Origin of the sequence: Vallitalea okinawensis, assembly GCF_002964605.1 — a bacterium.
GTDB lineage: Bacteria > Bacillota > Clostridia > Lachnospirales > PQDH01 > Vallitalea_A > Vallitalea_A okinawensis.
The window spans coordinates 150,762-164,163 of record NZ_PQDH01000003.1 but is presented as its reverse complement, the minus strand read 5'-3'; the positions used below and the strand labels follow the sequence as shown (position 1 = coordinate 164,163).

Here is a 13,402-nt window from a genome sequence, read left to right as displayed (position 1 = left end):
TAATAATTCGGGTTAAGGCCTAACTTATTTGCAATAAATCACTTTTATGTCTATTCGACAAGGGGTTTATCATGAATAAATGGGGTAAATAATGAAGAAGGTGAATGCATGATAGCAGAAATTATATCCATTGGTACAGAAATTCTTTTAGGAGATATACTCAATACAAATGCAAGATATTTATCAAGAGAATTGGCAGCATTAGGTATATCCGTCTACTTTCAATCTGTAGTAGGAGATAATCCAGAACGATTAAGAGAAGTCTTATTAGAAGCTAAATCAAGATCAGATATCATTATAACTACAGGTGGCTTAGGTCCTACAGAAGACGATCTCTCAAAGGAAACAGCGTCAGAAGTTTTTGGAGTATCCTTAAAAGAAGATCCCATTGCTATGAACTGGATTAAGGAGTATTTTGAGAAGCGACATCGTACATTATCAGAGAATAATATAAAGCAAGGGCTGATTCCTGAAGAATCCATACCTTTATATAACGATAATGGAACTGCACCTGGTTTTATTTTGACTAAAGAGCATTGCTCACTGATCATGTTACCAGGACCTCCGTCAGAAATGGCTCCTATGTTTAATAAAGGAGTTCTTCCTTTCCTTAAATCGAAGCAAGAAAGTATTCTAGAGTCGGAAGTACTACGCATTTGTGGTATCGGTGAAGGGCATATGGAAGAAGAAATTAAAGATCTTATTATTGCTCAGAGCAATCCAACAATTGCACCCTATGCTAAGAGAGGTGAGGTAACTTTAAGAATTACTGCTAAAGCCAAATCAACCCAAGAAGCTCAAGAATTAATAAAACCTGTTAAGGAAGCTATTTATGAGAGATTAGGCGATAATGTCTATGGGGAAGGTGATACTACCTTAGAAGCGGTTGTGGCAGAAATATTAATAAAGAATGATTTAACAATTGCTACGGCAGAGTCTTGTACAGGAGGTCTACTTAGCGGTCAGTTAATTAATTATCCTGGGATTTCAAAAGTCTTTAAAGAGGGATTTATAACATATTCTAACGAAGCCAAAATGAACTATTTAAATGTTTCCAGTGAAACCTTAAGACAACATGGGGCTGTTAGTGAAGAAACAGCCTGTGAAATGGCTTTAGGGGTGGCAAGAGCAACAAATAGTGATGTAGGTGTATCCATAACTGGTATTGCAGGTCCTACAGGAGGGACGGAAAATAAACCTATTGGATTAGTATATATAGGGGTCTCCATTGGTGAGGATGTTAAAGTAAAAAAAATAATGTGTGTTGGTGATAGGCAAAAGAATAGATTTACAGCTGTTATGAATGCTTTAGATTTTTTAAGAAGGCAGCTTCTGATAAGCAATTTGCATTAAAATAAATGAATGCAAGTTGATATTTAGAAAAATTATCTATTTATGTTGACAAAGCACATGCTATGGGTTATTTTAGAAATAGGGCCTAAATGGATGGGGGGAATCTCATGGCAGTTAGTTTGTCGAAACTTGATGATGTTAAAGAAATAGCAAATGCTCTTCCAGTGTTGTATTACAAAATTGATGCCAATGATATTATTATAGATAGTATCATTGGAAATCTACCTGTTCAGAACGAAGAATTAGGTAAAAGTATAGGTGAAAGTATACACATCAATTGTCCACTTTGTTTAAAAAGCTACTTAGTAGAAGGAATCAAGAAGGTAAGAGAAGAAAAACAATTACACGAAGGGACCTATCTAACGACAGTTGATAACAGCATAGTGCAATGTGAAGTCAGATACATACCTATGGATCAAGAAGAAATAGTCATTTTTATCAAAGTTATTAAACTAGAAAATAGAATGGAATTATTAACATTTAATCAACTCAAGTTTACAGGTTTATTAGATATGTGTCCAGACATGATCTGTGTTGTAGATTTTCATGAGTGCAGAATCATTGAAGCTAATGACGCTTTTCTAAACTATTTTAAGTTAGATAAGCAAAAATTAGAGAATAAGCATGTTTTAGATTTGGTATTAGAAGATTATTTTGATATATTAGAGGCCGTTGCCGGTGGCTTATTAGATAATCAAATAGTCAAAGATTTAGTAGTGGAAGCAAAGGTAGAAGGGCGACACAGTTATATCAAAACCAGTTGTATTGGTGTCTATGATAATAATCATTTAAAATATATTTTCTGTATTTTAAATGATGTTGAAGCCAATAAAAAGTTGGATGAAATGAAAGAAATATTTATTGAGAATATGAGACTACTTAATGAAGTGGTAGAGTTTGATAAAATGCGAACAGAGTTTTTCTCTAATGTCTCACATGAATTTAAGACACCAATCAACGTTCTTATAGGGGCATTAAAATTAATGGAGATGAATCTATCTAAGATTGTTGATGAGGATTTAGCTAAGAAAATGACGAGACTTCATGATAGTATGCGTATTAACTGTTACCGTTTACTTCGTTTAGTTTCTAATTTACTGGATCTAACAAGAATTGATTCGGGTTATATCAAAATAAATTATGTTAATTGTGATATTATTGACTTAGCAAGAAGTATTACATCTTCTATCAATGAATATGCTATAGCTAGGCAGATTCAACTTGAATTTAAGTCAGATATTGATGAGACAATCATAGGTTGTGACCCAGAAAAAATAGAGCGAATTCTCCTTAATTTATTGTCTAACGCCATTAAATTTACTAGCAGAGGCGATAATATTACGGTCTATGTCGAAGCCAATAAAAACGAAGTTGTTATGTCCGTTAAAGATACGGGTATTGGAATAAAAGAAGATGACCAAAAAGTTATCTTTGAACGATTTAAGCAGGTTAACAATCATTTTAACCGTAATAGTGAAGGTACAGGTATTGGTTTAGCTTTAGTAAAATCTTTAGTGGAGATGCATAATGGGAGAATATGGTTTGAAAGTGAATTTGGGAAGGGGACAGAATTTTTTGTTGCCTTACCTAATACACTGACACAATGTGAAGCCAACTATTATAAAGGATTCAATGAATTTAATACTGGTGATCGTGTTGTTATGGAGTTTTCAGATATTTATATGGCTTAAACAGCATAGAAAAGCCTCAATCTCTCTTATTGGGATTGAGGCTTTTAGTTTAGTTATATAGCTTTATCAATACAGGTTTCACTTTTGAATTTTCTCTGATCTTCAAAGTAACACTTCCTGCATTTGGTAATGTATTTATCTTCTGCACCACACTCGATTTGCTCACCTTCAAAAGTAGGCCTTCCATTAATAAAGCGTTCATTCATTATAGACTTATTACCACATTCGCAGACAGAAGGTAATTGTTCGATCTTGTCAGCTAACTCAAACAATCTTTTACTACCTTCAAATAAATGGGATTGGAAATCTGTTCTTAAACCATAGCAAAATACATAAATTTTCAAGTCATCTACGACATGAGCCAATTGTTCAATTTGTTCATATGTACAGAATTGACATTCATCTATAAAAACAGCATGTACATTTAGACGTTCGATTGTACTATATAAGTCCTGGTCACGGCTAAATGATAAACATTCATGTTCAATGCCTATACGAGAAAAAACCTGATGGGTTCTTGTATCAATTTCTGGTTTCAAAATAAGGGTGCCAAACCCTTGAGTTTTATAGTTATAGTTGGTCATTAATAAATTAGCAGTTTTAGACGCTCCCATAGACCCAAACTTATAAATTAATTTTGCCATCACTTAATCACTCCAATTTTCACAAAAAATACTTTCGATAACATACTTTATTATTATATGAAAAAAAGGAGTTTTTGTCTAGACTATAATAAATATGAAACTCTGTGCAACAAGAAAAGTGACTTACGTCATGCTCCATTTTCTTACACTAAAATAAGGGAAGGTCATCCCTTCCCTTTAGGTTAATGGGAGTTAAGTTAATTCAAACTCCCCAATGACACTAATAAATACTTATTAATGTCATCACTATTATTATAACCAGAGGCAAAATGCTTATGCATTTTTTATTAAAAATATTAATTTTATTATTATCTTGACGAATAAATAAAAAATGATTATAATAGTATTAGAACATAAGTTCGTGCGTCAGAAAAGCGCGAATGAAGGAGGAATTTATAATGGATGAAAAAATGAAAGCTCTAGATGCGGCTATAACTCAAATACAGAAACAATTTGGTAAAGGATCAATTATGAAATTAGGTGATTCTTTAGAAGGATTAAATGTTGAAACGATACCATCAGGTTCATTAAGTTTAGATATAGCACTAGGTGTAGGTGGGATACCACGTGGTAGAATTGTTGAAATTTATGGTCCTGAGTCAAGTGGTAAGACAACTGTAGCACTTCATATGGTAGCTGAAGCTCAACAAAATGGTGGTATAGCAGGGTTCATTGATGCTGAGCATGCCTTAGATCCTGAATATGCCAGAAAGCTTGGTGTTGATGTTGATAACCTTTACATATCACAACCGGATAATGGAGAACAAGCTTTAGAAATAGCAGAAACGATGGTACGTTCAGGAGCTCTTGATCTGGTTATTATCGACTCTGTTGCTGCATTAGTACCAAAAGCAGAGATAGAAGGGGATATGGGAGATAGTCATGTAGGACTTCAAGCTCGTTTGATGTCTCAAGCATTAAGAAAACTTACTGGTGTTGTTAATAAATCAAAATGTAGTGTTATCTTTATCAATCAGTTAAGAGAAAAAGTTGGTATTACTTTTGGTAATCCTGAAACCACAACTGGTGGCCGTGCGCTTAAATTCTATTCATCTATAAGATTAGATGTTCGTCGTATAGAAACCTTGAAGCAAAGTAATAATTTTGTTGGAAATCGTACCCGTGTTAAAGTTGTTAAAAACAAAGTAGCACCTCCTTTTAAAGAGGCACACTTTGATATCATGTATGGCGAAGGAATATCTAAAGAAGGAGATGTACTAGATCTTGCTACTAATTTGGATATCGTCAATAAGAGTGGAGCCTGGTATTCTTATGGAGATACGCGTTTAGGTCAAGGTAGAGAGAATGTTAAAGCTTTCTTTAAAGAAAATCAAGAGTTATTAGAAGAAATCGAACTTCGTGTAAGACATCATTATGGGCTAATTGATGAAATTGAAGAAGGACAAGCCTCTGAAGGTGAGAAGTAAATGATAGTGACACAAATAATTCCTCTCAGTAAAAATAACTATTTAGTTTATTTTTTAGACTGGGAGGAACTTCTTTTAAGTAAAACTGAAATTAGCCAGTACAAGATAGCTGAGGGTATAGATATGAGGATGGAGCTTTATCAGCACTTGACCAATGAAGTTCTAATACCCAAAGCTCGTAATAAAGCCTTTAATTATTTGTCTTATCGGAACCGTTCTGAGAAAGAGATGCGTAACTATTTAAAAGATCAAGGTTTTAACTGCACGGTATTAGAGTTTACAATAACCTTTTTAAGTCGCTATAATTATATCGATGATCATGAATTTGCTAAAAGTTTTATTGAAAGTAAGGAGCGTAGTAAGCCTTACGGAGAAAAGGGACTACGATATTTACTTTTTCAAAAAGGAATATCGAATGAAATAATAGAAACTGTCCTATCAGAAAGAAATGATTCAGCTGAAATCGAAAATTGTTATAAGCTCTTACTTAAGAGAGGAAATTCTAAGGCAATACCTTTTGAAAAGAAAGCTAAGCATATAGGCTATTTACAAAGAAGAGGCTTCAGTTATAGCACGATTAACGAAGCATTTAAGTTATATGATATTCATATAAATGATGTACTATAAGGTAGATTATTAGTTTTTTTTCATAATAAAACGGCATAATAACTTGACATCAAATGTAAAAAGTAATACAATTTACTTGTTATCATATTATTTTAGCTCATTGTGTATGATAATAAGTTTATACTTGTGGTTAGTATATGTAATAAAGAATGAACAATGATAATTGAATAAGGAGGTGGAACATTGGGAGGATATTTAGTCACAGCATTAGTTGTAGCTCTCGTCGTAGGAGTTCTTGCCTTTGCTTTTGGTGTTAACTATCGTAAGAATATTGCGGAAGCGCAAATAGGTTCTGCAGAAGGTAGAGCACGCCAAATCATTGATGATGCGTTGAAAACTGCAGAAGCTAAAAAACGTGAAACAATGTTAGAAGCTAAGGAAGATACTCTTAGAATTAAGAATGATATTGACAAAGAAGTTAAAGAACGACGAAACGAAATGCAGCGTCTTGAAAGAAGACTTCTTCAAAAAGAAGAGGCTTTAGATAGAAAAGTTGAGTCTTATGAAAAAAGAGAGGCACAACTTGTTAAAAGAGCTGAAGAGCTTGAAGGAAAAGAGCAGAAAGTCAATGAAATGCATCAGACTCAATTAAAAGAGTTAGAGAGAATTTCAGGTCTTACTACAGATCAAGCTAAAGACTTCTTAATTAGATCCGTTGAAGACGAAGTGAAACATGATATGGCTCTTAAAATCAAGGAACTTGAAACGAGAGCAAAAGAAGAAGCCGGTAAAAAAGCAAAAGAGATAATTGCAAATGCAATTCAAAAATGTGCAGCAGATCATGTTGCTGAAACGACAGTTTCAGTAGTTAGTTTACCAAACGATGAAATGAAGGGTAGAATCATCGGTAGAGAAGGAAGAAATATCCGTACTCTAGAAACATTAACAGGTATTGATTTAATCATAGATGATACTCCTGAAGCAGTAATTTTATCAGGATTTGATCCTATTCGAAGAGAAGTAGCTCGTATTGCATTAGAGAAATTAATAGTTGATGGTAGAATTCACCCTGCACGAATTGAAGAAATGGTTGAAAAGGCTCGTAAAGAAGTTGAAACCATTATTCGTGAAGAAGGAGAAGCAGCTACATTCGATACAGGTGTACATGGATTACATCCAGAATTAATGCGATTACTTGGTAAAATGAAGTATAGAACAAGCTATGGACAAAATGTTCTTAAACACTCTATTGAAGTTTCTCATTTAAGTGGGTTAATTGCTGGAGAAATTGGTGTTGATGTAAGATTAGCTAAGAGAGCTGGTCTATTACATGATATTGGTAAAGCAGTGGATCATGAAGTTGAAGGTTCACATGTAACTATTGGAGCAGGACTTTGTAAAAAGTTTAGAGAATCTAAAATTGTTATTAATGCGGTTGAGGCTCATCACGGTGATGTAGAGCCAGAAAGTATTATTGCAGTTATTGTTCAAGCAGCAGATTCTATTTCAGCTGCAAGACCTGGAGCAAGAAGAGAGACATTAGAAACCTATATTACTCGACTAACTAAGCTTGAAGAAATTGCAAATGGATTTAAAGGTGTTGATAAATGCTTTGCAATTCAAGCAGGTAGAGAATTACGTATGATGGTCATCCCAGAGCAAGTAAGCGATGCGGATATGACACTTCTTGCAAGAGAAGTAACAAAGAATATTGAAAATGAATTAGAATACCCAGGTCAAATTAAAGTTAATTTAATAAGAGAAACTAGAGCTATTGAATATGCAAAATAAGCATGGTATTTATACCATGCTTTTTCTAATGGGAAGAAAGTATCATTGCTACAATTAAAAACATTTTGTTCTTTTTTTGTAAATTTAAGAATAGATTATAGTGATATGACATAGGAGGAGAATACTATAATTATTGTTAATGAATTTCCGAAATCTTTATAAAATTTCTTCATTATCAAAAATTAAAAAGGAATATTCAAAATTTTGTAGAATAAATATAGTATATAAACTTTAAGGGGGTTTTATTAATGGAAGTGTTAAAAGTAGCGACTAACTCTAATCCAAACTCTGTAGCAGGTGCATTAGCAAATTGTATTCGCGAAGATGGGGCCGCAGAATTACAAGCTATCGGTGCCGGGGCATTAAATCAAGCAATTAAGGCAGTAATTATCGCAAGAGGATATGTAGCTCCCTCTGGTCTTAATTTGGTTTGCGTACCTGCATTTACAGATATTCAGATTAATGGGGAAGAAAGAACTGCCATTAAAATCATAGTAGAACCAAAATAATAACCATACTTCATACATAAGGAAAGGTGATTACATAGTCTATGTAATCACCTTTTAATTTTATAAACCCGTAGACTATAGTAATAGTTGATGTAATCCATAAAATTTCTTGTGAAATAATTTGAAATACCTGATTCAAATGTAGTAGTATTGCGTCAATTGATGTAAAATAATCTTTAAGATGAATTAAAAATTGTATTCTTTATAAATGGCACGCAAGAAATACTGCAAAATCAGCAAAAAGGCTGAATTGTAAATAGTTAGATAATAATAGAAATGAAATTTTTGATGTTTATACTTGCAAAAATAGATTATTTCAAATAATGCAACCCTTGATAAAACATGTTGCATATTGAAAATATGAAATAGTTTTGATAAATAGCTTGCAAATATCAGATAAATACTTTAAAATATTACTTAATTAATGAAATAGGAGTGAATCTTATGAATTTGTCTATTAAAATGTCTGATATAAAGCCTTCATCAACACTGGCTATTACAGCAAAAGCCAAGCAAATGAAGGCAGATGGAATTGATATAGTTGGTTTTGGTGCGGGTGAACCAGATTTCGATACACCAGAGCATATTAAACAAGCAGCCATTGATGCTATTGAATCTGGTTTTACTAAATATACACCTGCAACAGGGATCTTAGAGCTTAAAAAGGCAATATGTAATAAGCTTAAAAGGGATAATGGGCTTACATATGAACCTAGTCAAATTGTTGTAAGTAATGGAGCAAAACATTCATTAACAAATACTTTTATGGCTATTTTAAGACCTGGTGATGAAGTTATGATACCAGCACCCTTCTGGTTAAGCTATCCACAAATGGTAAAAATGGCTGATGGTATACCTGTTATTGTAAAAGCTAGCAAAGAGAATGATTATAAAGTGACTGTTGACCAATTAGAAGCAAAGGTTACAACTAAAACAAAGGCTATCCTTATTAATAGTCCAAGTAATCCAACAGGTATGGTTTATTCTAAAGAAGAATTATCGTCAATTGCAGAATTTGCAGTTAAACATGATTTGTTTATTATCTCAGACGAGATCTACGAAAAATTATTATACGATGGTAAAGAGCATATTAGTATTACATCTTTTGGAGATGAAGTTATAAAACGTACCATCATCATTAATGGTGTATCAAAAAGTTATTCCATGACTGGCTGGAGAATTGGTTATGCAGCAGCTCCTCTTGAGATTGCAAAGATTATGGGGAACATGCAAAGTCATGCATCTTCAAATCCTAACGCAATAGCACAAAAGGCAGCACTAGCAGCAATCGCTGGTCCACAAGAATGTGTAGGTCAGATGCTAGTACATTTTGAGGATAGAAGAAACTACATGGTAGAAAGATTAAGTAAAGTGAAAGATATTTCATTTGTTAGACCAAGTGGAGCTTTCTATGTATTTATTGATATTTCTAAATTGTTGGGTAAGACTTATAAAGATCAACCATTAAGTGATGCTAAAGAATTTGCTAGAGTATTATTGGAAGATAAGAGTGTTGCAGTTATACCATGTGCTGACTTTGGATTCGCTGATCATATACGATTATCCTATGCGATTTCAAAAGAAAACATCAAAAAGGGTTTAGATCGATTAGAAGAATTTATCAATGCTATATAAGAGAGTTTGTGAAAGGGTGGTGGTTACCACCCTTTTTCTCATCTCATAGGAAAGTTATCTTGACTAAAATTCCCTATTCAGTTACAATAATAGATGAAAACCGAACGATTTTTATAAAAATGAGGTGAATGTATGGAGTTTAAACGTTTTAATGATATGATAGTGGTTCGAATTGATCGTGGTGAGGAAGTTGTATCAAAGGTAATGGAATTAGCTAAAAAGGAAAACATTCAACTTGGTGTTATCAGTGCTTTGGGAGCTGCTGGAAAAGCAACAGTTGGTTTATTCAATACAGAAACAAAGCAGTATCAAAAAACAGAATTAAATGGTGAATATGAAATTACTAATTTAACAGGGAATATATCTACAATGAATGATGAAACATATTTACATTTACATGTTACGCTTTCTGATGAGGAGTATAGAGCCTATGGCGGGCACTTAAATGAATTGGTGATCAGTGGAACCTGTGAAATGTTTATACAAGTGATAGATGGCCAATTAGATCGTCGCTTTGATGAAGAAGTTGGTCTTAATGTGTTCAAATTTTAGAAGGGAAGAGACTGGATGAGAATAAACTATGAATCTCCATTGAATTCAAGATATGCAAGTACGGAAATGAAATATTTATTTAGCCCTGATAAAAAGTTCAAAACATGGCGTAAACTATGGCTTACTTTAGCAGAAGGACAAAAGGAATTAGGGTTAAATATAACAGAAGAGCAAATAGATGAGCTTAAAAAGTATGTTGAAGATATCAACTACGATGTTGCTGAGGCAAGAGAGAAAGAAGTGCGTCACGACGTCATGGCACACGTCTATGCATATGGTGAACAAGCTAAGAAAGCTAAACCTATTATTCATCTTGGAGCAACAAGTTGCTATGTAGGTGATAATACAGATTTAATCATAATGTATGAAGCTTTAGAAATAATTTATGGTAAAATTATAAACGCTATGTCAAAATTAACTGAATTCGCTGAGAAGTATAAAGCTATGCCCACATTAGGATTTACACACTATCAACCAGCCCAGTTAACGACAGTAGGTAAAAGAGCGTGTTTATGGTTAGAAGATCTTTATCTTGATTATGAAGATATCACTTATTTATTAAGCATCAAACGATTAAGGGGTGTTAAAGGTACGACAGGAACGCAGGCCACTTTTTTAAATTTATTTGAAGGAGATCATGATCAGGTTAGGAAATTAGATCAATTAGTTGCCTCAAAATTAGGTTATGAAGCAACATATCCAGTAACTGGCCAAACCTATCCACGTAAATTCGACTCAAAAGTTCTTAACGTATTAAGCAGTATCGCACAATCAGCTTATAAGTTCAGTAACGATATTCGTTTGCTACAAAACTTAAAAGAAATAGAAGAACCCTTTGGCAAAAATCAAATTGGTTCGTCTGCAATGGCTTATAAACGTAATCCGATGAGAAGTGAAAGAATTTCTTCACTTGCAAGGTATGTTGTATGTAACAGTTTAAACCCTGCTATTACAGCATCAACACAATGGTTTGAGAGAACATTAGATGATAGTGCTAATAAAAGAATTGCTATTCCAGAAGCATTTTTAGCTGTAGATGCCATATTAGATATAATGATTAATGTATTAGATGGTTTGGTAGTATACCCAAAGGTTATTGAACAAAGAATTATGAGTGAACTTCCTTTCATGGCAACAGAAACTATTTTGATGGAAGGTGTAAAGCTTGGCGGTGACCGTCAAGAGCTTCATGAAAGAATACGTATTCATTCCATGGAAGCAGGAAAACAGGTTAAACTTCACGGAAAACCAAATGATTTAATAGAGAGAATTTTAAAAGATGATGCATTTGGAATGACTGAAGAAGAAATCAAAGATCTTCTGAGCCCAGATAACTTTACTGGTAGAGCTAGTGAACAAGTTGATGATTTCTTAGGCGAGTATATTTACCCGATACTTGAGCAAAATAAAGCTATTATTGGTATGGAAGTTGAATTAAAAGTATAAGGTTAAATACAATCACATTACAGTTGATAATGTATAAAATTACCTGGGAAATATTTCTATATATTCAGGGGAATAAGTTACTGTGGAGGAAACCATGTCAAAAGAAGTTAAAAAATTAGATCGTCAACAAGTCTTTAAAGGTAGAATTTTAGATGTAGTCATTGATTCCATCACTTTTCCTAATGGTCAGGAAGCAAAGAGAGAGATGGTCATACATCATGGGGCTGCTGCCATTGTTCCATTCGATAACGAAGGTAATATTTATTTAGTAGAGCAATACCGTCATCCTGTTGGTGATTATATCTTAGAAATACCTGCAGGGACTTTGGAACCTGGAGAAGATCCAAAAGTTTGTGCTGAAAGAGAGCTAGAAGAAGAAATTGGCTATAAAGCAGGAAATATTCAGCATTTAATGGATATTTATCCAGCAGTTGGGTTTAGTACTGAAAGAATTGCTATCTATACAGCACATGATTTGATAGAATCTGAGCAAAATCTGGATGAAGATGAGTTTGTAGAAGTAAAGAAATTTTCTTTAGATGAGATTGTAGAGATGATTGACAATGGACAAATTCTAGATAGTAAAAGTATATGTGCCTTATTAAAAATAGTTAAGGACATGAAGTTAGAACAAGACACCTTATAAGCTAAGTTTCTTAGTACAAGCAATCATAAACGAATCTCCCTATGCATATAATGGATTAATGATAATAATGGCTCGATGCCTAATCCAAAGATGCAGGGGAGTTTTTTTATGAAAAAGGGAACTTTACGAAAGAACCAATACGATAAAAAGAACTTAATGATTATTGGCATGTTTTTAATAGGATTATTAATAGGTACGATAACTGCTAACACCTTAGATCAACTAGAAAAAATGGAGCTGAGTAAGTATGTTAGTGACACCATAACCAATATGAATAATGTAGCCATTTATTATGGTGATTATTTGTTTGAGAGTTTTACATCTCAAATTAAGATAGTTCTTATTATATGGGTTGCAGGTTTTTTTGCATATGGCTTTTATGTCATCTATGCGACAGTAATGATTAAGGGGTTCTTATACGGCTTTACAGTAGCCTTTTTAACTGGACAATTCAGTTTAACTGGTTTTTTCTTTGGGTTTTTATCCTACATACCTCAGAATCTTATCTACTTACCTGTGATCTATATATTAGCAAAGGTGAGTATTGATAACAGTTTAAAGGCTACATCAGGTCGTAAAGGGCAGAACTTTAGTAAAAATGTTCTTTTCGAATATACTGTTCTTTTAGTAGTAAGTCTAGCATTCTTTGGATTGGGCGCCTTAGTAGAAACCTATTTAACTCCAGGAATTGTATCCAGTTTTATTGGCAGATTTTAAGGTGATTAATATAACAAATATACAATATAGAGTAATGATACCCCCCCTCATAAGCATATCATTTTATGAGGGGGATTTTCTTATGAAATCCCCATTATGGGGGTGAACGTCATTCATGGCTAAGAAAAAAACTAATAAAGATCAACAAAATCGAAAAGAAAAAGTTGTAGAGATGCTAAATCTCCCAAAAGATGTAACGTTGAATATGCCCGTTATCAATATGGAAGGTAAGACTGGAGTTTACATTGAAAATTATAAAGGAATTATAGCATATACGGATGACTCTATTACTATTAATACAGCCGTAGGATTATTACATGTCACTGGGAAGGGTCTATCGATAAAGTCCATTACATCTGAAGATATCATCATCAAAGGACGCCTAGGGTCAGTTACTTTTAAAAACTAAGGATGGAGTTAGGTG

Annotated in this window: 13 protein-coding genes; 12 read left to right on the top strand and 1 reads right to left on the bottom strand. The window is 33.4% G+C overall.

Annotation, left to right across the window (positions count from 1 at the left end; translation table 11 throughout):
* The first annotated feature begins 108 nt into the window (after positions 1 to 108).
* Together C1Y58_RS10260 and C1Y58_RS10255 are read left to right on the top strand one after the other, a co-directional pair.
* A complete protein-coding gene (locus C1Y58_RS10260; RefSeq protein WP_105615950.1) occupies positions 109 to 1,353 on the top strand; it encodes a competence/damage-inducible protein A in 1,245 nt (414 codons plus the stop codon).
* A 107-nt stretch (positions 1,354 to 1,460) separates the two neighbouring features.
* Positions 1,461 to 3,044: a PAS domain-containing sensor histidine kinase gene (locus C1Y58_RS10255; protein ID WP_170311569.1), complete on the top strand. Its 1,584-nt coding sequence runs from the start codon at positions 1,461 to 1,463 to the stop codon at positions 3,042 to 3,044.
* Positions 3,045 to 3,097: 53 nt separating this feature from the next.
* Here C1Y58_RS10255 and C1Y58_RS10250 read toward each other — a convergent pair whose 3' ends face one another.
* Positions 3,098 to 3,688: a thymidine kinase gene (locus C1Y58_RS10250; protein WP_105615948.1), complete on the bottom strand. Its 591-nt coding sequence runs from the start codon at positions 3,686 to 3,688 to the stop codon at positions 3,098 to 3,100.
* Between the two features lie 398 nt (positions 3,689 to 4,086).
* On the opposite strand from C1Y58_RS10250, the gene recA reads away from it, so the two are divergent.
* The 10 genes from recA (at position 4,087) to yqfC (ending at position 13,387) form a co-directional block, all read left to right on the top strand.
* The gene (recA, locus tag C1Y58_RS10245; protein WP_105615947.1) at positions 4,087 to 5,115 is read left to right on the top strand and encodes a recombinase RecA; all 1,029 of its coding nucleotides are present in this window, start codon (positions 4,087 to 4,089) and stop codon (positions 5,113 to 5,115) included.
* Positions 5,116 to 5,742, top strand: coding sequence for a regulatory protein RecX (locus C1Y58_RS10240; protein WP_105615946.1), 627 nt, complete (start codon positions 5,116 to 5,118; stop codon positions 5,740 to 5,742). It abuts the gene before it with no gap.
* Between the two features lie 183 nt (positions 5,743 to 5,925).
* Positions 5,926 to 7,473 carry a ribonuclease Y gene (rny, locus tag C1Y58_RS10235; protein ID WP_105615945.1) on the top strand — a complete coding sequence of 516 codons (1,548 nt, stop codon included), beginning with the start codon at positions 5,926 to 5,928 and terminating at the stop codon, positions 7,471 to 7,473.
* Positions 7,474 to 7,721: 248 nt separating this feature from the next.
* A complete protein-coding gene (locus tag C1Y58_RS10230; RefSeq protein WP_105615944.1) occupies positions 7,722 to 7,982 on the top strand; it encodes a stage V sporulation protein S in 261 nt (86 codons plus the stop codon).
* 444 nt (positions 7,983 to 8,426) lie between these two features.
* Positions 8,427 to 9,617, top strand: a complete 1,191-nt coding sequence (locus tag C1Y58_RS10225) for a pyridoxal phosphate-dependent aminotransferase (protein WP_105615943.1) — start codon at positions 8,427 to 8,429, stop codon at positions 9,615 to 9,617.
* Between the two features lie 132 nt (positions 9,618 to 9,749).
* Positions 9,750 to 10,169, top strand: a complete 420-nt coding sequence (locus tag C1Y58_RS10220) for a PPC domain-containing DNA-binding protein (protein ID WP_105615942.1) — start codon at positions 9,750 to 9,752, stop codon at positions 10,167 to 10,169.
* A gap of 15 nt (positions 10,170 to 10,184) precedes the next feature.
* A complete protein-coding gene (purB, locus tag C1Y58_RS10215) occupies positions 10,185 to 11,615 on the top strand; it encodes an adenylosuccinate lyase (protein WP_105615941.1) in 1,431 nt (476 codons plus the stop codon).
* Between the two features lie 94 nt (positions 11,616 to 11,709).
* Positions 11,710 to 12,261 (top strand): NUDIX domain-containing protein, encoded by a 552-nt coding sequence (locus C1Y58_RS10210; RefSeq protein WP_105615940.1) that lies wholly within the window; start codon positions 11,710 to 11,712, stop codon positions 12,259 to 12,261.
* 108 nt (positions 12,262 to 12,369) lie between these two features.
* Positions 12,370 to 12,978 (top strand): stage II sporulation protein M, encoded by a 609-nt coding sequence (gene spoIIM / locus C1Y58_RS10205; RefSeq protein WP_157950042.1) that lies wholly within the window; start codon positions 12,370 to 12,372, stop codon positions 12,976 to 12,978.
* 115 nt (positions 12,979 to 13,093) lie between these two features.
* A complete protein-coding gene (gene yqfC / locus C1Y58_RS10200; RefSeq protein WP_105615938.1) occupies positions 13,094 to 13,387 on the top strand; it encodes a sporulation protein YqfC in 294 nt (97 codons plus the stop codon).
* The last annotated feature ends 15 nt before the right edge of the window (positions 13,388 to 13,402 follow it).

Excerpts from the sequence above, each read along its gene's own strand:
- C1Y58_RS10220 (WP_105615942.1), top strand. The coding sequence starts at position 9,750 with ATGGAGTTTAAACGTTTTAATGATATGATAGTGGTTCGAATTGATCGT.
- recA (WP_105615947.1), top strand. The coding sequence starts at position 4,087 with ATGGATGAAAAAATGAAAGCTCTAGATGCGGCTATAACTCAAATACAG.
- C1Y58_RS10230 (WP_105615944.1), top strand. The coding sequence starts at position 7,722 with ATGGAAGTGTTAAAAGTAGCGACTAACTCTAATCCAAACTCTGTAGCA.
- spoIIM (WP_157950042.1), top strand. The coding sequence starts at position 12,370 with ATGAAAAAGGGAACTTTACGAAAGAACCAATACGATAAAAAGAACTTA.
- C1Y58_RS10260 (WP_105615950.1), top strand. The coding sequence starts at position 109 with ATGATAGCAGAAATTATATCCATTGGTACAGAAATTCTTTTAGGAGAT.
- C1Y58_RS10250 (WP_105615948.1), bottom strand. The coding sequence starts at position 3,688 with ATGGCAAAATTAATTTATAAGTTTGGGTCTATGGGAGCGTCTAAAACT.
- C1Y58_RS10210 (WP_105615940.1), top strand. The coding sequence starts at position 11,710 with ATGTCAAAAGAAGTTAAAAAATTAGATCGTCAACAAGTCTTTAAAGGT.
- purB (WP_105615941.1), top strand. The coding sequence starts at position 10,185 with ATGAGAATAAACTATGAATCTCCATTGAATTCAAGATATGCAAGTACG.
- yqfC (WP_105615938.1), top strand. The coding sequence starts at position 13,094 with ATGGCTAAGAAAAAAACTAATAAAGATCAACAAAATCGAAAAGAAAAA.
- C1Y58_RS10225 (WP_105615943.1), top strand. The coding sequence starts at position 8,427 with ATGAATTTGTCTATTAAAATGTCTGATATAAAGCCTTCATCAACACTG.
- C1Y58_RS10255 (WP_170311569.1), top strand. The coding sequence starts at position 1,461 with ATGGCAGTTAGTTTGTCGAAACTTGATGATGTTAAAGAAATAGCAAAT.
- C1Y58_RS10240 (WP_105615946.1), top strand. The coding sequence starts at position 5,116 with ATGATAGTGACACAAATAATTCCTCTCAGTAAAAATAACTATTTAGTT.